Origin of the sequence: Streptomyces sp. NPDC046870 (assembly GCF_040704595.1) — a bacterium.
GTDB classification, from domain to species: domain Bacteria; phylum Actinomycetota; class Actinomycetes; order Streptomycetales; family Streptomycetaceae; genus Streptomyces; species Streptomyces argyrophylli.
Genome location: NZ_JBEYXM010000002.1, coordinates 632,092 through 656,111, shown reverse-complemented (window position 1 = coordinate 656,111; position 24,020 = coordinate 632,092). Strand labels below are relative to the sequence as shown.

Annotated in this window: 15 protein-coding genes and 2 pseudogenes; 13 read left to right on the top strand and 4 right to left on the bottom strand. The window is 70.7% G+C overall.

All coding sequences use genetic code 11. The features are described 5' to 3' along the window. Window positions 1-55 precede the first annotated feature (55 nt). The 7 genes and pseudogenes from AB0946_RS07390 to AB0946_RS07360 all read left to right on the top strand — a co-directional run bounded on the left by AB0946_RS07390 (window position 56) and on the right by AB0946_RS07360 (window position 13,816). Window positions 56-6,997, top strand: coding sequence for an RHS repeat-associated core domain-containing protein (locus AB0946_RS07390; RefSeq protein WP_366759623.1), 6,942 nt, complete (start codon window positions 56-58; stop codon window positions 6,995-6,997). Window positions 6,998-7,037: 40 nt separating this feature from the next. After that, a complete protein-coding gene (locus tag AB0946_RS07385) occupies window positions 7,038-7,265 on the top strand; it encodes a hypothetical protein (RefSeq protein ID WP_366759622.1) in 228 nt (75 codons plus the stop codon). Window positions 7,266-7,845: 580 nt separating this feature from the next. Beyond that, a pseudogene (locus AB0946_RS07380) lies at window positions 7,846-8,304 on the top strand (glycosyltransferase); the annotation flags it as partial. Continuing rightward, window positions 8,301-9,214, top strand: a pseudogene (locus AB0946_RS07375) (MBL fold metallo-hydrolase). The pseudogenes AB0946_RS07380 and AB0946_RS07375, both read left to right, overlap by 4 nt. A 78-nt stretch (window positions 9,215-9,292) precedes the next feature. Continuing rightward, window positions 9,293-10,219, top strand: coding sequence for a serine/threonine-protein kinase (locus AB0946_RS07370; protein WP_366759621.1), 927 nt, complete (start codon window positions 9,293-9,295; stop codon window positions 10,217-10,219). Window positions 10,220-10,352: 133 nt separating this feature from the next. Next, window positions 10,353-11,966: a succinic semialdehyde dehydrogenase gene (locus AB0946_RS07365; RefSeq protein ID WP_366759620.1), complete on the top strand. Its 1,614-nt coding sequence runs from the start codon at window positions 10,353-10,355 to the stop codon at window positions 11,964-11,966. A gap of 71 nt (window positions 11,967-12,037) precedes the next feature. After that, on the top strand, window positions 12,038-13,816 hold the full coding sequence (locus AB0946_RS07360; RefSeq protein ID WP_366759619.1) for a GMC family oxidoreductase: 1,779 nt from the start codon (window positions 12,038-12,040) through the stop codon (window positions 13,814-13,816). A gap of 580 nt (window positions 13,817-14,396) precedes the next feature. On the opposite strand, the gene AB0946_RS07355 is transcribed toward AB0946_RS07360, so the two are convergent. Next, window positions 14,397-14,678: a chorismate mutase gene (locus AB0946_RS07355; RefSeq protein ID WP_366759618.1), complete on the bottom strand. Its 282-nt coding sequence runs from the start codon at window positions 14,676-14,678 to the stop codon at window positions 14,397-14,399. A gap of 278 nt (window positions 14,679-14,956) precedes the next feature. Here AB0946_RS07355 and guaA point away from each other — a divergent pair, with 278 nt between their 5' ends. Next, the gene (gene guaA, locus AB0946_RS07350; RefSeq protein ID WP_366759617.1) at window positions 14,957-16,537 is read left to right on the top strand and encodes a glutamine-hydrolyzing GMP synthase; all 1,581 of its coding nucleotides are present in this window, start codon (window positions 14,957-14,959) and stop codon (window positions 16,535-16,537) included. 3 nt (window positions 16,538-16,540) lie between these two features. On the opposite strand, the gene AB0946_RS07345 is transcribed toward guaA, so the two are convergent. Next, window positions 16,541-17,008 carry a pyridoxamine 5'-phosphate oxidase family protein gene (locus tag AB0946_RS07345; RefSeq protein ID WP_366759616.1) on the bottom strand — a complete coding sequence of 156 codons (468 nt, stop codon included), beginning with the start codon at window positions 17,006-17,008 and terminating at the stop codon, window positions 16,541-16,543. 133 nt (window positions 17,009-17,141) lie between these two features. On the opposite strand from AB0946_RS07345, the gene AB0946_RS07340 reads away from it, so the two are divergent. The 3 genes from AB0946_RS07340 to AB0946_RS07330 all read left to right on the top strand — a co-directional run bounded on the left by AB0946_RS07340 (window position 17,142) and on the right by AB0946_RS07330 (window position 20,127). Beyond that, entirely contained in the window at window positions 17,142-17,936 is a 795-nt protein-coding gene (locus tag AB0946_RS07340) for a class II aldolase/adducin family protein (RefSeq protein WP_366759615.1), read from the top strand. Window positions 17,937-18,164: 228 nt separating this feature from the next. Then, a complete protein-coding gene (locus tag AB0946_RS07335) occupies window positions 18,165-19,445 on the top strand; it encodes a hypothetical protein (RefSeq protein WP_366759614.1) in 1,281 nt (426 codons plus the stop codon). Window positions 19,446-19,623: 178 nt separating this feature from the next. Next, complete coding sequence (locus AB0946_RS07330; protein WP_366759613.1) at window positions 19,624-20,127, top strand: DoxX family protein; 504 nt, start codon at window positions 19,624-19,626, stop codon at window positions 20,125-20,127. On the opposite strand, the gene AB0946_RS07325 is transcribed toward AB0946_RS07330, so the two are convergent. Together AB0946_RS07325 and AB0946_RS07320 are read right to left on the bottom strand one after the other, a co-directional pair. Further along, the gene (locus tag AB0946_RS07325; RefSeq protein WP_366759612.1) at window positions 20,118-20,333 is read right to left on the bottom strand and encodes a hypothetical protein; all 216 of its coding nucleotides are present in this window, start codon (window positions 20,331-20,333) and stop codon (window positions 20,118-20,120) included. The two genes, AB0946_RS07330 and AB0946_RS07325, sit on opposite strands and share 10 nt — an antisense overlap. Beyond that, on the bottom strand, window positions 20,320-21,762 hold the full coding sequence (locus tag AB0946_RS07320) for a PspC domain-containing protein (RefSeq protein ID WP_366759611.1): 1,443 nt from the start codon (window positions 21,760-21,762) through the stop codon (window positions 20,320-20,322). The genes AB0946_RS07325 and AB0946_RS07320 overlap by 14 nt, the downstream gene beginning before the upstream one ends. Before the next feature lie 220 nt (window positions 21,763-21,982). On the opposite strand from AB0946_RS07320, the gene AB0946_RS07315 reads away from it, so the two are divergent. After that, window positions 21,983-23,272: a PspC domain-containing protein gene (locus AB0946_RS07315; RefSeq protein WP_366759610.1), complete on the top strand. Its 1,290-nt coding sequence runs from the start codon at window positions 21,983-21,985 to the stop codon at window positions 23,270-23,272. Further along, window positions 23,269-24,012 (top strand): response regulator transcription factor, encoded by a 744-nt coding sequence (locus tag AB0946_RS07310; protein ID WP_366759609.1) that lies wholly within the window; start codon window positions 23,269-23,271, stop codon window positions 24,010-24,012. The genes AB0946_RS07315 and AB0946_RS07310 overlap by 4 nt, the downstream gene beginning before the upstream one ends. Window positions 24,013-24,020 lie beyond the last annotated feature (8 nt).

Genomic DNA, 24,020 nt, shown 5'->3' with positions numbered 1-24,020 from the left:
CGCCCGCCCGTCTCATCATGCGCACCTTTTTCCCTCCTCATCCAAAGGAGAATTCATGTCCTCGCCTGCCTGGTTCCGGTCGATCAGACCGGCCTGGCGAAGCGGCCGAAAGCGGACTGCGCTTGTCCTCGGACTGGCCCTGTCCATAGGGCTGCTTCCGAGTTACGCGCCCGAGGCCTTGGCCCACGACGGCCTGACCAAGCCGAAGACCCAGACAAGTCTCGACAAGCCGGTTCGCGGTAGGAACGCCACCGCCGAGACCTTCAAGAAGACGGACCAGGCCCGGAAGGCCGCGGTCCGAAAGACTCACCCGGCGCACTGGCCCAAGGCTGGCAGCGCCCGGCTCGACCTCTCCGGCAAGGCGGCCCAGGCCAAGGGGCTGCCGCTGACGGCGAAGGCGGCCGGCGGCAAGAAGGGCGCCGGTTCCGTTCGCGTCGAGGTCCTCGGTCGCAAGGCCACCCAGGCCGCGGGCGTGGACGGGGTCCTGTTCACCGTCGCCCGCGCCGACGGGACCATCGCCAAGGGCCCCGCCCAGGTCACACTGGACTACTCGGGCTTCGCCGACGCGTTCGGTGGTGGCTACGCCTCTCGGCTCCGGCTCGCCCAGTACCCGGCGTGCGTCCTGACCACCCCGCAGAAGAAGTCCTGCTCCACGCCGACGTACCTGAAGAGCAGCAACGACCAGGCGAAGCAGACGGTCACGGCGACCGTTCAGGCGGCAGGCGACACCACCGGGCCGTCCACCCAGCTGATCGAAGCGGGCTCCACCGGCTCAACAGCCGCGGCCACAGTCGTGGCAGCCACCGCGGGCAGCAGTGGTGACGGCGGCGACTACAAGGCGACCAGCCTCTCTCCGTCCTCGCAGTGGGGCGTCGACACCAGCTCGGGCGCGTTCACCTGGTCGTACCCGATGAACGCCCCGCCGGTCCCCGGCGGCCTGCAGCCGACGATCGGGCTCAGCTACAACTCACAGTCCATCGACGGACAGACGGCAACCACAAACAACCAGGGCTCGTGGATCGGCCAGGGCTTCTCATACGACCCCGGCTACATCGAGCGCAGCTACAAGCCCTGCGCCGACGACGGCCACGCCGACACCAACGGCGACGAGTGCTGGGCGTTCGACAACGCCACGCTCTCCCTCACCGGCGGCAGCTCCGGTCAGCTCGTCAAGGACGACACCACCGGCCAGTGGCGGATCAGCGCCGACGACAACTCCAAGGTCGAGCATCTGACCGGTACCACCAACGGTGACGACAACGGCGAGTACTGGCGGATAACCACCTCCGACGGCACGCAGTACTACTTCGGCCGCAACCGGCTGCCGGGCTACGCGAGCGGCAACGAGGAGACCAACTCCACGTGGACCGTTCCGGTCTACGGCGACGACTCGGGTGAGCCCTGCTACAACGCCACCTTCGCCAGCGCCTACTGCACGCAGGCCTGGCGGTGGAACCTCGACTACGTCGTCGACCCGCACGGCAACGCCATGTCGTACTTCTACGGCACCGAGACGAACTACTACACCCAGGGCCTGAAAACCACGGAGAACGGAAAACCGTACATCCGCGGGGGCTACCTCAAGCGCGTCGACTACGGTCAGCGCGACGGCAACGTGTACTCCACCAAGCCGGCCGCCCAGGTCGTCTTCAGCACCGCCGAACGCTGCGTCGGCTCCCTGACGGACTGCTCTACCGGCGCGCTCACCGACACCACGGCAGCCGACTGGCCGGACGTCCCCTGGGACCAGAACTGCAAGTCCGGCACCAAGTGCCCTGGCCAGAACTCGCCGACCTTCTGGACCCGCAAGAAGCTCACGAAGGTCACCACCCAGATCCGCACCGGTGACGCTACCTACTCACCGGTCGACGAGTGGAGCCTCACCCACGTCTTCACCGACAACGGCGACGGCTCCAAGTCGCTGTGGCTGAGCAAGATCGACCACACCGGCAAGACCGGCACCGACACCTCGGTGCCGTCCATCGAGCTGTACGGCACCCAGCTGCCCAACCGCGTGGACGAGACGGGCGACAACCTCCAGCCGTTCTACCGCTTCCGCCTGTCGGGCGTGAAGAACGAGTCGGGCGGCGCGCTCAGCGTCAACTACGCCGACAAGGAGTGCACGACCAGCAACGTCCCGGCTGAGGACTCCTCCACCAAGCGCTGCTTCCCGGTCAAGTGGAACCCGCCGGGTGTCGCAGACCCGATCACGGACTGGTTCCACAAGTACGTGGTCGGCTCGGTCATCCAGACCGACCTGACCGGCCAGAACCCCGACCAGGTCACCTCTTACACATACCTCGGCGACGCCGGCTGGCGGAAGGCACCGGCCGACGGCATCACCAAGACCGAGGACCGCACCTGGAGCGACTGGCGCGGCTACGGCAGGGTGCAGGTCGTCACCTCCGCCGGCACCAACGACCCCTCCAACACCAAGACCGAGCACGTCTTCTTCCGGGGTCTCGATGGGGATGTCGACAAGGACGGTCGGACCCGCTCGGCGACGGTCACCGATTCCAACGGCGTCTCCTACGAGGACACCGAATGGAAGGCCGGCCAGGAACTGGAGACGATCACCTACAACGGTTCCGCCGTCACGGTGAAGTCGGTGACCGTGCCGTGGACCGCGGTGACCGCGACCGAGACCCACGACTGGGGCACACGCAAGGCCCGTTACGTCGCCACCGGTTCGACGGACACGTACACCGCGCTGACGGTCGGCGGCTGGCGCCACACCGCGTCCGCGACGACGTACGACAGCGCGACCGGCCGCGAGGTCAAAGTCGCCGACTACGGCGAGACCGGCGTCGCTGACAACCAGTGCACCCGCACCGAGTACGCGGACAGCGCGAGCGCGCACATCTACTCGCTCGTCTCACGCGTGGAGACGCTGGGCGTCGACTGCGCCACCACCCCCGACCGCTCCAAGGACGTCATCTCCGACGACCTGACCTACTACGACGGTTCGACGACACTGGGCGCCGCCCCGACCAAGGGCGACATCACCATGACCAAGCGGCTGTCGGCGCACGACGGCACCACGGCCACGTACCAGACGACCGCTTCGACCACGTACGACGGCTACGGACGTCCGCTGGTGGTGAAGGACGCGGACACCGTCTCGTCCTCGACGAAGTACACCTCCTCGACGGCGTACACGGACACCTACGGCCTGGCGACCAAGTCGACTGTCACCAACGTCCTCGGCTGGACCACCTCGACGGAGTACGCGCCCCAGTGGGGTCTGCCGACGTCGAAGACCGACGAGAACGGCAAGCGGGCCGACCTCGCCTACGACGGCCTTGGCCGTCTGGTCTCGGTCTGGCTACCGGACCGCCCCAAGGCGAACGGCTTTACCCCCTCTCTCAAGTACGAGTACCTGCTCCGCGGGGACGCCGGCCCGACCGCCGTCCACACGCAGAAGATCCAGGCGGACGGTTCGACGTACGGCAGTGAGTGGGCCCTGTACGACGGCTGGCTCAGGCCACGCCAGGAACAGACCGAGGGCCCCGGCGGCGGTCGTATGGTCGCCGACACCCTGTACGACGGCTCCGGTCGGGTGGTGAAGGTCAACGACACCTACTACACCTCCGGTGCCCCGTCCGCCACGCTCTTCCAGCCGGTCAACGCCGACCTCGATGGGCAGACGGTCACGGAGTACGACGGCGCGGGCCGCACCACGGCGACCATCGTGAACGTCCAGGGCAGCGAGAAGTACCGCACGACGTACGCGTACGGCGGCGACCGCGTCACCACGACCCCGCCCAAGGGTGGCATCAAGACGACGGCCGTGTCTGACGCCCGTGACCGTACGACGACCCAGATCCAGTCCCCGGCCGACAGCGCCGCGGTCACCACGTCCTACGGCTACAACGCGGCCGGTCAGCTGACGAAGGTCACGGACACCAAGGGGAACATCTGGTCATACACCTACGACCAGATGGGCCGCAAGAAGACCGCAACCGACCCCGACACCGGCTCGGCCTCCTACACCTACGACGCCATGGACCGGCAGACCTCGGTCACGCTCAACGGCGACAAGACGTCCACGGTCTACGACGACCTGGGCCGCGCGGTCTCGACCTGGCAGGGCGACGCGACCACCGGCACCAAGCTCTCGGTGACCAAGTACGACACGGCCGCCAAGGGCGAGCTGTACGGCGTCTACACGTACAAGGACGGCGCGGTCTACTCGTCGGTGACCTATCCGGTCCTCGACTCGGACAACGACTACAAGCCGACCTCGACCATGTACTACCTGTCCAAGACGGCCGAGCCGCAGCTGGGCGGCACCTACGAGTACACGAACCAGTACAACCGGGACGGCACGCTCCAGGGCCAGGGCCTGCCGGCGGCAGGTGACCTGACCGCCGAGGCGCTGTCATACGTCTATGACGGTCTGCAGCGTCCAACCGGCCTGAACACGTCGCTCGCGGGCGGCAGTTACGTCACCGACGCGTCGTACTCGCCCACCTCGAACCTGGAGCAGCTGGAGCTGTCGACGGGTGTGTCGGGTGCGCCGAAGACGTGGATCACGAACTCCTTCGAGGCGGGCACCGACCGGCTGACCAACTCGCGGGTGGACGTGGAAGGCGCGGCGAAGGTCGCGTACGACGCGAACTACACCTACGACGACGCCGGCGACATCCTCTCCATCGCGGACACGCCGACCGGCGGCACGAGCGACGTGCAGTGCTTCGCGTACGACGGTCTCGGACGCCTGTCGTCGTCCTGGACGTCCTCGGTAGCGTCCAATGACGCCAAGGGCACGGGCAGCACGGACACCTCCTGCACGTCGGGCGCCTCGTCCTCGACGGTGGGCGGAGTCTCCCCCTACTGGACCGACTACGGCTACGACTCGATCGGCAACCGCACGAGCGAGGTCCGGCACGGCCTGAACGGTGCGGCGACCTCCAGCCGGACGTACACGTACGGCAAGGGGTCGGGCCCGAACGGCACGGACTCCGGCCCGCACACGGTGTCGTCGATCGTCCAGAAGACGGACGCGACAGCCACCACGCCGGAGGTCACCTCCCAGAACAGCTACCAGTACGACATCTCGGGCAACACCACCAAGCGCGTCCTGGACGGCGACACCCAGTCGCTGGGCTGGGACAAGCAGGGTGAGTTGACCACGGTCACGAACGCCGACAACTCGGTGACGACGTACAAGTACGACGCCGCGGGCTCGCGTATCCTCCGGGACACCCCGACCGAGAAGACGTTCTACCTGCCGGGCATGGAACTGCACCTGGACAAGTCCACGTCCAAGGTGACGGCCACGCGCTACTACAGCTTCGGTGACACCACGGTCGCGATGCGGGAGGCGGACGGCGTCCACTTCCTGGCCTCGGACCACCAGGGCACGGCGGAACTGGCGGTCGACGCGAAGACCGGTGCGACGACCCGCCGCCGCTCGGACCCGTTCGGCAACACGCGGGACGAGTCCTCGTCCTCCGGGTCGGCCTGGGTCAACGACAAGGGCTTCGTCGGCGGCACCGTCCAGGCATCCACGGGTCTGATCACCCTCGGTGCCCGTGAGTACGACGCCGACACGGGCCGCTTCATCTCGGCCGACCCGATCGTCGACTACACCGACCCGCAGCAGATCAACGGCTACGCGTACGCCAACAACAGCCCCGTGTCGAACAACGACGCGTCGGGCCTGCGGCTGGCGAACTGCGTGGGCGGCTGGAACGAGTGCGGGCCCGGGCCGTCCAAGCACCGGGGCGCGTACACGGACGACCCCGACGGCCACCCGATGAGCCGTTCGGGCGGCCACACGACGTACACGCCGGCCCAGGCCGAGGCGGACGTCGCCAAGATCGATGAGGACCTGGCCAAGCAGAAGGCGATCGCGATCGCCAAGGAACTCGGCAAGATCGCCGCCGACGAACTGGGCATCACGGACGCGCTCGACTGCTTCACGACGGGCGCCCTCGGCGCCTGCGGCAACACCGCGCTCAACGTCGTCTCCTCCTTCATGGGAGGCGGCCCGCTCGCCAAGCTCGCCAAGAAGTACCTCCTCCGCTGGGACAAGGCGGCGGCCCTGGCAGACCGCATCTGGGGCCTCGGCAAGAAGCTGATGTCCTCGTTCAACGACTGGCGCAAGAGCCGCAAGGAGGCCAACCGGCTGGCTGACATAGCGGCCTCGTGCACCAAGAAATCGAACAGCTTCACACCGGGGACTCTGGTGCTGATGGCCGACGGCTCGACGAAGAAGATCGAGGACGTCAAGATCGGCGACAAGGTCCGGGCCACCGACCCGAAGACGGGGAAGACCAAGACCGAGACCGTCACCGCCGAGATCAAGGGCACCGGACTCAAGCACCTGGTCAAGGTCACCGTCGACATCGACGGTGAAAAGGGCTCCAGGACGGCGTCGGTGACCGCGACCGACGGACACCCGTTCTGGGTCCCCGAACTGCACGCCTGGCTGCGCGCGACCGACCTGAAGGCCGGCGAGTGGCTGCGCACTAGCGCGGGAACGCGGGTGCAGATCACCGCGGTCGACCGCTGGACAGTACTGACGACCACGGTGCACAACCTCACGGTCAGTGAACTGCACACGTACTATGTGCTGGCGGGGGCTGCGCCGGTACTCGTTCACAATTGCAATGAGTCGATGGACTTCGTGCATGGAACGAGCTCTGCCCATGCCGACAACATTGAGGCGAATGGGCTCAGTGGTGATGCGGCTCGCGCGAACTCGAGTGGCGGATCTGTTGGGCAGCCAGGGAATCTGTTCACGTATCGGGTGAGTCCCGGGGATTCGGACACTCTCAGCGCTGCTGCGACATTCGGTGGAAGTCGCACCGCTTCCGGAGATCGTCCAGCCATTCTTATCTTCCGTATGTGTAAGTGCACGTACGATCGATTGACGGCAGAGGGTCATATAACTACACGGGTCACTGACGAGGTGAGCGGGAGGGTCGAGCACATCTTCGGCCCAGGAGCGCTGCCGTACCTGCAACAAATCTATCGCAGGAACCTGTGAGTGCCGTGTGGCCCTGAAGGTGATAGGTGGTGACGTTCGCATGGTCGATCCCGCAGAGTACGACAAGGATATTCCTCGCGTTCAAGAGCACTTGCGTAAATTCGAACGCGCCTTTGGGAAGGTCCGCGGGACCCACAAGGGACGCTCGGTGGACGAAATTCGGCAGGCCCTCCTGGATGAATTCGAATCTGAGGGGTTGATCGTGTGGAGCGAGGTTGCAGATGACGCGGCTCGCCGCATTGCTGAAGAGCAGGCGGATGAGGCGTAAGGTCTCCCGCGCGTAGGCTGCATCGGCTTCGTCGCGTTGTGCCAGCAAACCTGAGGCCCTGCAGGTTGTGATTGGTGAGGCTCAAGGGGAGCTTGACGGCAGTAGTTGACGGCAACGGCGGCGGACACCTGCGTGTCCGCCGCCGTTGCCGTACATATATCAGGGATGGTCGAGGACGCGGCCGGCGCGTGGCAGTAGAGTCCCGCTGCACCGAAACCAGGCAGCGGCAAGGCATGTTGACGGCAGTAGCGACGGCAACACCCACGAATTTCCCCGCACGACCACGGACACCAGCGGAACGCAAATCAACTGCTGACCTGCGAAGAAGCAGGTAGAGGGGTGCCACGTAGCACACGTACTATGTGCTGGCGGGGGCCACGCCGCTGCTTGTACACAATTGCAATCCAAGCGTCGACGACCTGTATGACAATGCCATGAAGGCTTTCCGAAAACCGGGAGGCGATCATCAGGCTTCTCGTTCCTATCAGAAGCACACCAAGGCGACGGGTTGCGACGATTCAACGCTCCTTCCGTTGAACTCTGGTAATGATCGGAAGGATATGTCCGAGTATCTGGTAGGGCCGAAAAGTCCCGGCTGCGGGCCCGCATCCACGAGTTGGGGCTCTCCAACAGCACCCTGCTGATGGGGCAGGTCGCCCCCGTCACACCCGAGTTCGGCAACGGTTCGATCTTCGTGCTGCCCTCCGCGCGGGAGGCGTTCGGCAACGTCGTCGTGGAGGCGATGGCGGCCGGGCTGCCCGTCGTCAGCACCGACGCCGACCACGGGCCGCGCAACATCCTCACCGACGGCGAGGACGGCCTGATCGTTCCGCGCGATGACGCGGACGCGATGGCCGAGGCGATCCTGCGGCTGGTGCGGGATGACGGACTGCGCCGGACGATGGCCCAGAACGCCGTCCGCAACGCCGAGCGGTTTCACGAGACGGGCAGCCGGGAGCGATTCGAGGCCATTCTGGAGCTGGCCTTCGCCCGCAAGGCGCTGCCCCGGCACGGGCGGGCTCTTACTGTCTCGGTATGAACGATGACAGTAAGACCGAAGACCACGTGCAGAGTTTTCTGATCGGTGACGTCGAGGTGCTGCGCGTCGTCGAGTGGCAGGGGCCGTACGTGCCCGCCGCCGACCTGGTACCGGGGTGCGGGCCGGAGGCGTGGCAGGCCCATGCGGCGCAGCTCGTCCCGGACCACCGGGAGGCGGACGGGGACCGGGCGGTGGTGGCGCTCCAGGCCTGGGTGCTGCGTACCGGCGGCCGGACCGTGCTGGTCGACACCGGGGTCGGCAACGGCCGGGAACGCCCCGGTAATCCGCTCTTCCACCGGCGGCAGGGCGACTTCCTGGGCCGGCTGGAGCGGGCGGGCGTCCGGCAGGCGGACGTCGACGTCGTGATCAACACGCATCTGCACGTCGACCACGTCGGCTGACACGCTGGACGCCGGCGGTGCATGGGTGCCGTCCTCCCCGGGCGCCCGTCACCTGCTCCCGGCCGCCGACGACCACCACTTTGGCCCGGCGGGCGGCTACGCAGGCGGCACGCGGCCCGTGGGCCGGCTGGTCTATGAGGACAGCGTCGCGCCCGCGCACCGGGCCGGGCAGGCGGTGGTCTGGGAGGACACCTATCGGATCGACGAGCAACTCGTGCTGGAGGCCCCCCGGGCACACGCCGGGCTCAGCCGTCCTGTGGGCCGAGTCGCGCGGCGAGCGGGCGGTGTTCACCGGCGACCTGCTGCACAGTCCGGTGCAAATCCTGCGGCCCGAGTGCAGCAGCTGCTTCCGCCTCGATCCGGGGGAGGCGGCGCAAATCCGCCAGCGGGTACTGCAACGGGCGGCCAAGGAGCGGGCGTTGGTGGTCCCGGCGCACTTCGGCGGGGCCGGGGCGGTGGAGGTGCGCGAGGGCGCGTACGGCTTCAGCCTCGGCCGGAGGGCCGGGTGACCGGCCGTCCCCGTTCCCGGGTCCCGTTTCCGGCCTCCCGCTTCGACAACGGCATGGTGCACACGGTACTCATGTGACATGACCGAAGACGGCGAACACCCGCCCGACGCACGTCTGATCGGCGGTCGTTACCGGCTGACCGGACGCCTCGGCTCCGGGCCGTCCGGGACCGTGTGGCGCGCCCGGGACGAACAGGGGGAGGCGCTGGTCGCCGTCAAGGAACCCCTCCTGCCCGGCGACCCGGCCGCCGACGAGGACAGCCGGCGCATCGCGCACCGGCTCCACCACGAGGCCCGCGCCGCCACCCGGGTGCGGCACCCCTCGGCCGTGACGGTGTACGACGTCGTCACCGAGGACGGCGTCCCCTGGATCGTCATGGAGCTGGTGGCCGGCGAGTCCCTGCGGGAGGTGCTGGGCCGCGGCCCGCTCCCCGTCGAGGAGGCCGCGCGTGTCGGGCTCGCCGTGCTGGGCGCGCTGCGCGCCGCCCACGCCGTCGGGATCGTGCACCGGGACCTCAAACCGGCCAATGTGCTGCTGGAGACCGGGACCGGGCGGGTCGTCCTCACCGACTTCGGCATCGGCGACGGGCACGTGGAGGACGCGCCCGCCGGTTTCGTCGCACCCGAGCGGGCGGCGGGGCCCGGCGCAGGACCGGCCTCCGACCTGTGGTCCCTGGGCGCGCTGCTCCGCGCCACCCTGGGCGACACGGACCCCGGCCCGCTGGGCCCGCTGCTGGACCGGCTGCACGCCGTGGAGCCGGCGGCCCGGCCGGACGCGGCGGAGGCCGAGGCCGCACTCCGCGACTGCCTGGGGCTCCCCGCCGTGCCGGAACCGGCGCGGGAACCCCGCCAGCCGGCCGCCGCCCAGGCGCCCGAGCCCGAGCCGGCCCCCGAGCCCGCCCAGGCACCCGGGCCCACGCCGGCCCCCGAGCCCGAGCCGGCGCCCCGCCGCACCCCCCTCACCGCCCTCGGACTCCTCCTCGCGAGAAGGAGCGAGGTCGACTGATCGTGCGGTGCAGTGCCCCAACGCCCTGATCAGCGCATTCGCTGCCAGTGATCACTGGCGGTGTGTGAGCAGTCGGTGAATCCGCGTTACCGACGGGTACACAAAGCCTCCGCCGCGGCATACCCTGCGCGTCATGACGGACACGCAGGCCCCGGACACCGCCGGTACCAATCCGCTCGCGCCCGCGCCCGAAGGCGCCCGCACCGCCGCCGACGTGGTCACGCCGGAGTTGGTGGCCCAGCTCACCAAGGGCGTTGCCGGCTCCGGCCGCACCGCCAACCACACCCCGTTCACCGGCGAGAAACTGGCCGACCTGCCCGAGTCCACCCCGGAGGACGTCGGCAAGGCCTTCGAGGCGGCCCGCGCCGCCCAGGCCGTGTGGGCGAAGGTCCCGGTCCGGCAGCGGGCGGCCGTCCTGCTCCGCTTCCACGACCTGCTGCTGGAGCGGCAGGCGGAGGTCCTCGACCTGGTCCAGCTGGAGACCGGCAAGGCCCGTCTGCACGCGCACGAGGAGGTGCAGGCCGTCGCCGTCGCGGCCCGCCACTACGGCCGCCGGGCCGCCGCGTACCTGAAGCCCAAGCGGCACGCGGGTGCCGTGCCGACGCTGACCAAGGTCACCGAACTGCGTCACCCGCGCGGGGTCGTGGGCCAGATCGCCCCCTGGAACTACCCGCTGGAGCTGTCCGTCGGCGACGCCCTGCCCGCCTTCGCCGCAGGCAACGCCGTCGTGATGAAGCCGGACACCGAGACCTGCCTCACCGCGCTGTGGGCCCGTGACCTGCTCATCGAGGCCGGTCTGCCCGAAGGCGTCTTCCAGGTGGTCCTCGGCGAGGGCCCGGTCGTCGGCCCGGAGCTGGTCAAGCGCGCCGACTACGTCTCCTTCACCGGCTCCACCCGCACCGGCCGCGAGGTCGCCGTCGGCGCCGCCTCCCGGCTGGTCGGCGTCTCCCTCGAACTCGGCGGCAAGAACGCCATGCTGGTGCTGGAGGACGCCGACATCGAGAAGGCCGCCGCCGGAGCCGTGCGCGCCTGCTTCTCCTCCGCCGGCCAGCTGTGCATCTCCATCGAGCGGCTGTACGTCCACGAGTCCGTCGCCGACGCCTTCCTGGAGCGGTTCGCGGCCCGCACCCGGGCCATGCGGCTCGGCAACTCCCTCGCCTACGGCGCCGACATGGGCTCGCTGGTCGGCGAACGCCAGCTGGAGACCGTCCGCCGGCACGTCGAGGAGGCCGTCGCCAAGGGCGCGAAGGTGATCGCCGGCGGAGTGGCCCGCCCCGACGTCGGCCCCTACTTCTTCGAGCCCACCATCCTCGACGGCGTCGAGAGCTCCATGGCCGTCTGCGAGGAGGAGACCTTCGGCCCGGTCGTCTCGGTCTACCGGTTCAAGAGCGACGACGAGGCCGTCGAACGCGCCAACGCCACGCCGTACGGCCTGAACGCCTCCGTGTGGACGACCAACGCCCGCCGCGGCCGGGACGTGGCCGCCCGCCTGCGCACCGGCACGGTCAACGTCAACGAGGGCTACGCCCCGGCCTACGGCAGCGTCCAGTCCCCGATGGGCGGCATGAAGGACTCCGGCCTGGGCCGCCGCCACGGCTCCGAGGGCATCCTCAAGTACACGGAGGCCCAGACCGTCGCCCAGCAGCGACTGCTGCCGATGGCGCCCTCGCTGGGGATGGACGACGAGTCCTACGCCCGCTTCATGAGCACGAGCCTGAAGCTGATGAAGGCATTCCGGTTCCGCTGACCGACCCGGGGACGCGCGGAGCCGCGCCCGGCCACGAACGACCCGCAGCCGCAACCCGACGAGGAGTACACGTGCCGCAAGACGCCTACGACTACGACGTCCTGATCGTCGGCTCCGGCTTCGGCGGCTCGGTGTCCGCCCTCCGGCTCACCGAGAAGGGGTACAAGGTCGGGGTGCTGGAAGCCGGACGCCGCTTCACCCGCGCCACGCTGCCGAAGAACTCCTGGGACCTGAGGAACTACCTCTGGGCCCCGAGGCTCGGCATGTTCGGCATCCAGCGCATCCACCTGCTGGGCAATGTGATGGTGCTGGCCGGCGCGGGCGTCGGCGGCGGCTCCCTCAACTACGCCAACACCCTCTACGTGCCGCCGCAGCCCTTCTTCGAGGACCCCCAGTGGCGGCACATCACCGACTGGCAGGAGGAGCTGAAGCCGTACTACGACCAGGCCCGGCGCATGCTCGGCGTGCGGCTCAACCCCACCATGACCCCCTCCGACGTCCACCTGAAGGCGGCGGCCGAGCGGATGGGCGTCGGCGACACCTTCCACCTCGCCCCGGTGGGCGTGTTCTTCGGCGACGGCGAGGACGCCGACGGCAAGGCGAGGGCCCGGCCCGGCGAGCAGGTGAACGACCCGTACTTCGGCGGGGCCGGACCCGACCGCAGGGCCTGCACCGAGTGCGGCGAGTGCATGACCGGCTGCCGGCACGGCGCGAAGAACACCCTCAACGAGAACTACCTGTACCTCGCCGAGAAGGCCGGCGCGGTCGTGCACCCCATGACGACGGTCGTGTCGGTCACGGACGACTCCCGCGGCGGCTACGCGGTGGCGACCCTGCCGACGGACCGGAAGAAGAAGGGCGAGGGCCGGCTCTTCACCGCCCGCAAGGTCGTCCTCGCGGCCGGCACCTACGGCACCCAGACCCTGTTGCACCGCATGAAGGCCGGCGGTCAGCTGCCGTACCTGTCCCCCCGGCTCGGCGACCTGACCCGCACCAACTCCGAGGCCCTGGTCGGCGCCCAGACCGACAACCGGCGCTACCGCAGGGCCACCGGCGCGCCGCGTGCCGACTTCACGCGGGGCGTCGCCATCACGTCCTCGATCCACCCCGACGAGAACACCCACATCGAACCCGTCCGCTACGGCAAGGGCTCCAACTCGATGGGCGGCCTGTCCATCCTCCAGGTGCCCTACGCCGAGGGCTCCTCGCGCGTCCTCGCCTGGCTGGCGAACGCGGCCCGGCACCCGATGCTGGTCGCCCGTTCCCTGTCCAACCGGCGCTGGTCGGAGCGGACCATCATCGGCCTGGTCATGCAGTCCCTGGACAACTCGCTGACCACGTACCTGAAGCCCGGCGGCGTCGGCAAGGGCCTGCTCACCGCGCGGCAGGGGCACGGCGCGCCCAACCCCAAGCAGATCAGGGCCGCGACCGAGGCCGCCTCCGCGCTCGCCGCCGAGATCAACGGCTTCCCCGGCAGCAACGTCGGCGAGCTGATGGGCACCCCGCTCACCGCGCACTTCCTCGGCGGCTGCCCCATCGGCGACTCACCGGAGACGGGCGTGATCGACCCGTACCACCGGCTCTACGGCCACCCCGGCATCTCGGTCGTGGACGGCGCCGCGGTCTCGGCGAACCTGGGGGTGAACCCCTCGCTGACGATCACCGCGCAGGCCGAGCGGGCGATGTCGTTCTGGCCGAACAAGGGCGAGGAGGACCCGCGGCCGGCGGCCGGAGCGGCGTACGAGCGGCTGAAGCCGGTGGAGCCGCAGGCCCCGGTGGTGCCGGCGGACGCGTTCGGCGCGCTGCGGCTGCCGTTCCTCGGGATGCCGGCGGTACCGCCGAAGAAGTGACCGGGCGGGTGTCCGCCGGACCGGACCGAACGGCACAGAGGGACCTGCATCCCCCTCCGAAGGCAGGTCCCTCTCACCGTTTTCTTGATCCGCAGGTTTGATCGGCGGAAAGCGTGAAGGGTTGCTCCGGAGACCGGGGATTCTCATGTGATCCGAGTCACATTAGGGGTGGGGGCGCGACGTGCGGGCATAACGAAGGGCCCCGCGGGACGGAGAGGCCGCGGGGCCCTTCTTCCAGTCAGCACCGGCGTCAGGGCAGCGCCGGTGCCGGGGAGCGGCGCCGGGGGTCGCGCCGCTGGTCCCTGTGCCCTGTGGCCTGTCTGCGGTTGTCGGGTTCCGCCGGCCGGCCCCGGGCGTCCCCGGAGCCGGCCGTTCTCTGGGTGACCGGGCTGCTGTCCCCTGCCGTCCGGTCACTTCCCGGAGCGAGGTCCCACGGCGTACGGCACGACCCGTACGCCTCATCGCTCCAGCGAGCCACGCGTGGTTCTTTCGGGCCCGCCCCTGGCTGGCACGGACACCCCCCTCAACGAAGCGGTGCGCGGGCCGGTCACGCGCCGTACGGGTGAGAGCGGCACCGAACTCAGATACGACCCCGGCTCAGCTCGAGCAGCGTCATGGCGAGGGCGGTGCCCGGCTTGCCGAGCGCGTCCCGGTAGCGGGCGAGGATCTCCATCTCGCGGGACAGGTGCACCCGCCGCCCGCCGGAGGCGATGCGGGTCTGCTGGACGACGGCGGAGACGGCCATTCGCTCCTGCACGAGCCCGATGATCCGGTCGTCGAGCGCGTCGATGCGGTCACGGGCGTCGGCGATGATCGCCTCCGGCGTGGCGTCCTGTGCGGTCTCCGGTGCGGTGGTGGTCATGTCGGGCTCCTCGCTGGGATGAGTGCCCCGGAACGACACGGCCCGGAGAAACGACAGGCGCCCCGGGCCTTGTCGGCCCGGGGCGCCTGGGAAGTGCTTGGCGTCAGCTCAAGCAGCACGACCATGGCAGCCGGCGGGCCGGGTGCCATAGGTAAAGACGAAGGTCGAGTGCTCGCGCATACGGCCAGTATGCCACGGCGGCTTCCCTCGAAAGGTCCCCCGGCCGCCCCGTTAGAATCGGAAGCACAGACCCCCGCCCGACCACCAGAAGGCACCCCGTGTCATCAGCGACCCAGTCTGCCGCCACCCCCGACACCGTCCTGGTCGTCGACTTCGGCGCGCAGTACGCCCAGCTCATCGCCCGACGCGTCCGCGAGGCGCGGGTCTACAGCGAGATCGTGCCGAGCACCATGCCGGTCGCCGAGATACTCGCCAAGAACCCCGCGGCGATCATCCTCTCCGGCGGCCCCTCGTCCGTGTACGAGGAGGGCGCCCCCACCCTCGACCGCGAGATCTTCGAGGCCGGCGTCCCCGTCTTCGGCATGTGCTACGGCTTCCAGCTCATGGCGCAGGCCCTCGGCGGCACGGTCGACAACACCGGCGCCCGCGAGTACGGCCGTACCGACCTGCACGTCTCCAAGAACTCCTCCACCCTCTTCGAGGGCACCCCGGCCGAGCAGCACGTGTGGATGTCCCACGGCGACGCCTGCTCCGCCGCCCCCGAGGGATTCGCGGTCACCGCCTCCACGGACGTCGTCCCGGTCGCCGCGTTCGAGAACGACGACAAGAAGCTCTACGGCGTCCAGTACCACCCCGAGGTCATGCACTCCACGCACGGCCAGCAGGTGCTGGAGCACTTCCTGTACCGCGGTGCCGGCCTGGAGCCGAACTGGACCACCGGCAACGTGATCGAGGAGCAGGTCGAGGCCATCCGCGAGCTGGTCGGCGACAAGCGCGCGATCTGCGGCCTGTCCGGCGGTGTGGACTCCGCCGTCGCCGCCGCCCTCGTCCAGAAGGCCATCGGCTCCCAGCTGACCTGCGTGTACGTCGACCACGGCCTGATGCGCAAGGGCGAGACCGAGCAGGTCGAGAAGGACTTCGTCGCGGCCACCGGCGTCCAGCTGAAGGTCGTCGACGCCGAGGAGCGCTTCCTCAAGGCGCTCGCCGGGGTCAGCGACCCCGAGGAGAAGCGGAAGATCATCGGCCGGGAGTTCATCCGCGTCTTCGAGCAGGCGCAGGCCGAGATCATCGCCGACGAGGGCCCGGCCGTGGAGTTCCTGGTACAGGGCACCCTCTACCCGGACGTGGTGGAGTCCGGCGGCGGCACCGGCACCGCGAACATCAAGTCGCACCACAACGTCGGCGGCCTGCCCGAGGACCTCGAGTTCAAGCTGATCGAGCCGCTGCGCAAGCTGTTCAAGGACGAGGTCCGCATGGTCGGCCAGGAGCTGGGCCTGCCGGAGGAGATCGTCCAGCGCCAGCCCTTCCCGGGCCCGGGCCTCGGCATCCGCATCGTCGGCGAGGTCACCAAGGAGCGGCTCGACCTGCTGCGCGAGGCCGACGCCATCGCCCGCGAGGAACTGACCGCGGCCGGCCTGGACCGTGACATCTGGCAGTGCCCGGTGGTCCTGCTCGCCGACGTCCGCAGCGTGGGCGTCCAGGGCGACGGCCGCACCTACGGCCACCCGATCGTCCTGCGCCCGGTCTCCTCCGAGGACGCGATGACGGCCGACTGGTCACGGCTGCCCTACGACGTGCTGGCGAAGATCTCCACCCGCATCACCAACGAGGTCCGTGACGTCAACCGGGTCGTCCTCGACGTGACGAGCAAGCCGCCGGGCACGATCGAGTGGGAGTAGGCCCTACGCACGCTTCAGCGTGCGCAGGGACTCACCGGGCTTCCAGACCTGGGTGACCAGATACGTGTCGTCCTCGACGCAGGTCCGTACGACCTCCGTCAGCTCGGTGCGGAAGAGGTGGAACGGCTGCGGCGGTTCCACCTCTTTCACGTACGCGGCCCTGGCCCCGCCGTCCTCGACCTCGTACGCCCGTCCTCCGATCCGGATGTCGCCGCCGCCCATGTCCGTGCCCGCGCCCGGATTGGCCTGGAGGGCGAACCGGGGGTCGCGGCGCAGGTCGAGGGCTTTCACCGAGCCCGGCATCATGCCGAGCCACAGCTCCCCGCCCAGGAAGCGGACCTCGATCCCACTGGTGCGGGGCGAGCCGTCCTTGCGGAGGGTCGCGAGGACATGGTGGCGGTGGGCGCCGAAGCGCTCCTCGGCGGTCCGTGCCAGCTCGGGTACGGCGGTACTGAAGGCTGCCCAGTTCATGCGAGCCAGTCTCACCGGCAATCCCGACACCTCCTGTCGGGTTTGCGCGGCATCTTCACAACACGGCTCTGCCCTTTCACGCCGGCCGGCGGTACCTTCCGGCCCGTACCGCAACCCCCGTACGGGAGGATCCATGCACGGGCCCAACCCGCCCCTGCCGTTGCCCACCGACCGGCTGCAGTTCGCCATGCCGCCGATGCACGTCTCTCCCGAGGACGAGCGCCGGCACCGCAAGGAGCGGCTCGCGGGCGCCCTGCGGATCTTCGGGCGGGCCGGCTTCGAGGACGGGGTGTCGGGGCACATCACGGCCCGGGACCCCGAATTCACCGACTGCTTCTGGGTCAACCCCTTCGGGATGCCGTTCCGGCACGTCACCGTCGGCGATCTCGTCCTCGTCAACCAGGACGGGCAGGTCGTCGAGGGCCGCTACCACGTCAACCAGGCCGCGTTCACCGTGCACGCCCAGGTGCACGCCGCCCGCCCCGACGTCGTCGCCGTCGCCCACTGCCACTCCGTGCACGGCCGCGCCCTCGCCGCCCTCGGTGACCTGATCGACCCCATCACCCAGGAGAGCTGCGCCTTCTACGAGGACCTCGCCCTGTACGACGCCTACACCGGCGTCACCGTGGACGCCGAGGAGGGCCGCCGGATCGCCGCCGCGCTCGGCTCCCGCAAGGCCCTGGTGCTGCGCAACCACGGGCTGCTCACCGTCGGCGACTCGGTCGACGCGGCGGCCTGGTGGTTCCTGTCCCTGGACCGGTCCTGCCAGGTGCAGCTGCTGGCCAGGGCGGCGGGCCGCCCCGTGCTCATCGACCACAAACTCGCCGTCGCCACCCGCGAACAGCTCGGCGGCGACCTCGTGGCCTGGATCAACTACCAGCCCTTGTGGCAGGACATCAGCCGCAGCGAACCGGACCTGCTCGACTGACGCAGGGATCGCCCGGCCGGCGTACCGGGGCGGTGTGGTGCGCGGGTGATCCGCCGGCGGGTCAACACGGCGGTGCCGGCTTCACCCCTGGTGACCCGGCCCCGGTGCGCCACGGGGCCCGGCGTAGGGCACAATTCGCTTCCGACACTGGGGAGTTGCCCGGCCGTCGTGCCCGCCACGGGTGCCGCCGGCCGGATCGGCAGGTCGCGGGGAAGGCGGGCGGCGGGCGTGGCGGTGCAGGAGGCGAGAGGGCACACGGATGCCGACGGCGTCCACGAGGGCGGCTGCACCTGCGGGGACTGCCCGCACGGCGCCCGGGAGGGACACCGGCGGGCCGTCGCCGCGTTCCTGCGCCGGCGCGACGAGTTCGCCGCCGGCCGGGGACTGCCGGCGGCCGTGGCCCACTCGGCCTCCGCGTCCCGCCAGTGGGTCTCCGAGGAACTGACCGAACGGGCCGAGGCCGTCGCCGAACAGAGCCGGGCCGAGGGCGCGGCCCGGCTCGCCCGGCTGTGGCTGCGGACGGTGTACGCGGTCTGGGGCGCGGTCACCGCGTTGCTGCTGGCGGAGGCGCTCACCGCGATCGGCGCGGGCTGGACCGGCGCCCGCACCGCGGCCCTGGTCGCCGCGCTCGCCGTCGCCGCCGCGCTCACCGCCGCCTGCTTCCTCCACCGCGCGCGCGGCGGAGCGCTCGCACCGGTGATCGGCGAGGACAACCGTCTCTCCACCTCCCGCTCCGTCGCCGCCGGCTGGGTCCTGTTCGTCGCGTACGCCGTCCTGTTGCTCGCCGCCCGCCTGGCCGCCGCCTCCGACCACGCCGGACGCGACGCGCTGCTCTCCGGCCTCGACCTGGCACGCGGCGCGGGCGTGGTCACCGTCCTCGCCGTGGTGTGCGGCGTCGCCGTCCTGGTCCGCCGGGTGGTGGGCCTGCGCATCCTCGCCCAGCGGCTGCAGAAGGTGCCCGCCCACCGTCCGCGCGCCGCCGACCTGCTCACCGACGACTCCGGCCGGGGCGCCTTCACCGACATCCAGTACGTCGCCATCAGCGCCGTCGCCCTGCTGTTCGCCGCCGTGCGACTGGCCCGCCGCCCCGACCAGCTGCCCGACCTGCCCTGGGGCCTGGGCGTGATCGTGCTGATCTCGGCCGCGACCTACCTGGCCGGCAAGTACGCCGAGGGCGGCCGGCCGGTCATCCTCTCGGTGGTCCGCGCCCGCGAACCCGGTGACCTCGACGGCCCGATCCGCACCGGCGACGACATCGAGATCCGCGGCAGCGGCTTCGTCCCGCCCGGCGCCCAGGGCGCCGACCGGCTCTCCCGCATGGTCGTCCGCATCGGCGCGGTCGACGTGCACGTGCCCCTGGTCCCGGTCACGGGCGGCTTCCGCAACCCCACGGACACCGTCCTGACCGTGCCCGTACCGGCCGAGGTGGAGCCCGGCGCGGTGGAGGTGCAGGTGGTGACCGCGGCCGGCGTGGCGACCAACCGGTGCGTCGTCCAGGTGACGGAGTGAGCGCCCCGGCACCGACCGGTTTTCGTCCGCGCGGGGCTCGCGTGCCGGCACCCGAAATCCGGAAAATGGTTCAGGAAAGGATTGAACGGGCTCCCTTTGTCATACGTATGGTCACGTGAGGGGTGCTTCGGCGGGCGAGAGGCGGCGGGCAGCGATGACTCACGGGATGCGTACGGACATGCACACCACTCGGTTGGACGGCCACCGCACCTGGCGGGAGACCGCCGGCCACTACGCCCTGCTGCCACTGCGGGTCTTCCTGGGCATCACCTTCGTCTACGCCGGCCTGGACAAGCTGACCGACAGCGCGTTCCTGAAGTCCGGCGGCACCGGCTCCATCGGCGAGACCATGCGCGCGGCCCGCGGCTCCGCCGCCATCCCGGCCCTGGTCGACCTGGCCCTGAAGAGCCCGGTCGGCTTCGGCTACGCCATGGCCCTCGGTGAACTGGCCGTCGGCATCGGCGTCCTGATCGGCCTGTTCGGCCGGCTGGCCGCACTCGGCGGCGCGCTGATCTCCCTCAGCCTCTGGCTGACGGTGAGCTGGGCGACCACCCCCTACTACTACGGCAACGACCTCGCCTATCTGATGGCCTGGCTCCCCCTGGTCCTCGCCGGCACCCCCTACCTCTCCGTCGACGCCGCCTGGCGGGCCCGCCGCCGAAGGACCGGCGGCTACCGCTGACCGCCCTCGGCGCGGCCCCGTCTGCGGATCCCCCGGGTCAGCGCCGCCGTGGCGCCGGCCAGACACAGCCCGCCCACGACCAGCGGGACGACCGCGAACCACGGTGTCTCCCACAGACCGCCCGCGTCTCCCGCGAAGGCCACGGCGGTGGCGGTCAGAAACAGCCCGGCGACCAGCTTCCCCGGCTGGAACTCATGACGCAGCACGGCTGACCTCCACCTGTCCCACTCCGACGCCGAGCGTCAGATCCAGCGTGCCGCCCTTCCCGGCACCCATGGCCGGCGCCAGCGTCACCTCCTGGTGCCTGCCAGGCCGCACGTCCACGTCCTTCCCGCTGTCCCCGGGCAGCCGGATGTCGCCCACCCCCACATCGATGTTCAGCCGCACCGCCGCGTCCGCCGGCACGATCACCTTCAGCTGTCCCGCGCCCACTCGGGCGTCCGTCGCGACCGTCTGCCCCCTGGCCGGGTGCACCCGGGTCAGGTCCAGGGTGCCCCGCCCCGTGCCGAGGTCGTACCCGGACCGCATCTGGGCCGCCGCCACCGGCTTCCAGGACGTCTCCCGCCAGTGGGTGGTGATGTCCCGGGGCAGCGCCGCCGCCCCCGCGAGCAGCCCCGCCGTGACCAGCGCCAGGAACACCGTGCCGGCCCCGGTGCGGCCCAGGAACGCGCTGAGCGCGACGCCCAGCCCGAACACCGCGAGCGCGCACGCCAGTCCCGTCTGCAGGCTGGTGCCCAGCGGGTGCGTGTCCCAGCCGAGCCCGGTGCCCAGGCCGCCCGCCAGCAGGGCGAGCAGGAACACCCAGCCGCCGATCCAGCGTGGGCCGCGCGGTCTCGGGGGCGCGGCGTGCGGTGTCCGTATCGCCCCCGGGTGCGTCCAGGAGGTGGGTATGCCGACGTCCACGACCGAGGTCAGATCGCGCTCACGGGCGTCACCCGGCCCCCACAGATAGCCGGTGCCGCCGACGTGGGTGCCGTCCTTGACGATCGGGTCCCGCCACCAGGAGGGATAGGTGGCGACGACCGGCGGTGCCTGGGCTTCCGGCGGCGCGTCGGCCGCGGCCTGCGCGGCCAGGGGGTCGGGGTCGGGGGCCCCACGCCGCCGCGACCAGTACCCGGCGCCGGCGAGCAGCAACGAGAGCACCGTGGCGAACGCCAGCACCCCGCCGTTCCTGAGCATCGTCAGGAAGATCCCGCAGCCGACCAGGGCGAACAGCACGGCGGCCAGCGCCTGGCCGTCCACCCGGCCCGTGAAGAGCTTGCGCAGCTCGTTCTCCTCCTCGTCCTCGTACGGCACCAGGAGCCAGACGAAGCCGTAGAAGATGAGGCCCAGACCGCCCGTCGCGGAGAGCACGGCCAGCGTGATCCGGAAGATGACGGGATCCATGTCGGTCTGCCGGCCGAGTCCCGCGCACACGCCCGCGATCATCTTGTGCCGGCGGTCGCGCCGGAACCGGTCTGGCACCTCGGCGCCCTCCTTCCGTTCCGGCTCGTGCGTGGGGGAGTGCGGGCCGGCGCCGGTCGCGCCCGTCCCGTCCGTCGCGGCGGGCGCGGCATCCGTCGGCCCGGTGCCCGGGGCCGGGCGCGGGCCGGGGCCGGGTCCCGGACCCGTCGCGGCGTGCTCGTGATCCGTCATGTGTCCATGGTGACGGCCGGGCCGTCGCGGCGGCAGTCGGGACGACCCTGGGCCAACCCTGAAATCGGCCCTGAGACGGGACGGGGACGCGTTCGAGCGGCACCGGCCGCCGCCCAACACCCGCCGAACCGGCCACCCGGACTGCCCCGGCGGAAGATCAGGGGCGTCTCGGGGACCGACCCTGATGCTCCCTCGCGCCGCCCGTGTGACCATCGTTGGCATGCCGGAAGCCGCAAGCCTGCCACTCGACGACCCGCGGCCCCCGCGCAAGCTCTACCGCAGCAGCGACGGACGCTGGCTCGGCGGAGTGGCGCGGGGCCTCGCCGGGCATCTCGGGCTGCCCGTCGTGTGGGTGCGGCTCGTCTTCGTCGGCCTGTTCATGGCCGACGGACTCGGAGCGCTGCTGTACGCCGCGTTCTGGTTCTTCGTGCCGCTCGGCATCGGCGGCGTCGGCGACCAGAAGCCGTCGCTGGTGGGCACGGAGACCTCGCCGGACGGCCGCCGCAAACTGGTGGCCCGCAAGCCGGACCGGGGACAGATCGTCGCGCTGCTCCTCATGGTCATCGTGTCCGTGGTCTTCGTGGGCAGCGTGAACCTGGGCAGCGCCACCAAGGCGTACCTGGTGCCCGCCGTGCTCGTCGCCGCCGGTGTCGCCCTGGTCTGGCGCCAGGCGGACAACGCCCGCCGGGCCCGCTGGGCCGAGGCGGGCCGCCGGCGCCGCACCCTCACCCTGCTCCGCGCGGCCGGCGGCGTCCTGCTCGTCACGGCCGGTGTCTCCGCCATCTTCGTCCTGCAGGGCTCGACCGCCCACCTCGGCGCCGTCCTCCAGGCCGCGCTCGCCGTCCTCGTCGGCATCACCCTGCTCGCCGGCCCCTACCTGGTCCGCATGACCCAGGATCTGTCCGAGGAGCGCCTGATGCGCATCCGCGCCCAGGAACGCGCTGAAGTCGCCGCCCATGTCCACGACTCCGTGCTGCACACCCTCACCCTGATCCAGCGCAACGCCGACAACGCGGGCGAGGTGCGCCGACTCGCCCGCGCCCAGGAGCGCGACCTGCGCACCTGGCTCTACAAGCCGGAGGGCACCGGCAAGGACGAGGCCGACGAACCGGACACGGTCGCCGAGGCCGTGCGCCGTAACGCAGCCGAGGTGGAGGACAAGCACGGCGTGCCCATCGAGGTCGTGATAGTCGGCGACTGCCCGCTCGACGAGAAGACCGGTGCGCAGATGCAGGCCGCGCGCGAAGCGATGGTGAACGCCGCCAAGTACGGTGGCGAGGGCGGTGCCGTACAGGTCTACGCCGAAGTCGAGGGAAAGACGGTCTTCGTGTCCGTGCGGGACCGCGGCCCCGGCTTCGACCTCGACGCGATACCCGCCGACCGGATGGGTGTCAGAGAATCGATCATCGGCCGCATGGAGCGCAACGGCGGCACGGCCCGGCTGCGGGCGGTGCCGGACGGCGGCACCGAGGTCGAGCTGGAGATGGAGAGGGCGGAGAAGACGTCATGAGCGACGCGACCGAGGCGAACGGCACGGCGGGGGCGGCGGAGCCGGCCGAGACCGACCGGGCCGGCGGCGGCGCGGGCGGGCGGCACGTACGGGTGGTGCTGGTGGACGACCACCGCATGTTCCGTACCGGCGTCCAGGCCGAGATCGGCCAGACCGCCGAGACCGGGGTCGAGGTGGTCGGCGAGGCCGCGGACGTCGACCAGGCGGTCGCGGTCATCACCGCCACCCGGCCCGAGGTGGTCCTGCTCGACGTCCACCTGCCGGGCGGCGGCGGGGTCGAAGTGCTGCGCCGGTGCGCCGCGTTGACGGCGGACGCCGAGCGGCCGGTCCGCTTCCTCGCGCTGTCCGTGTCGGACGCGGCGGAGGACGTGATCGGGGTGATCCGCGGCGGCGCCCGCGGCTATGTCACCAAGACCATCACCGGCACCGACCTGGTCGACTCGATCTTCCGCGTCCAGGAGGGCGACGCCGTCTTCTCCCCGCGGCTGGCCGGATTCGTCCTGGACGCCTTCGCCTCCACCGACGCCCCGCCGGTGGACGAGGACCTGGACCGCCTCACCCAGCGGGAACGCGAGGTGCTGCGCCTGATCGCCCGGGGCTACGCCTACAAGGAGATCGCCAAGCAGCTGTTCATCTCCGTTAAGACGGTCGAGTCCCACGTCTCGGCGGTCCTGCGCAAGCTCCAGCTGTCCAACCGGCACGAACTGACCCGCTGGGCGACCGCGCGCCGGCTGGTCTGACCCCCTAC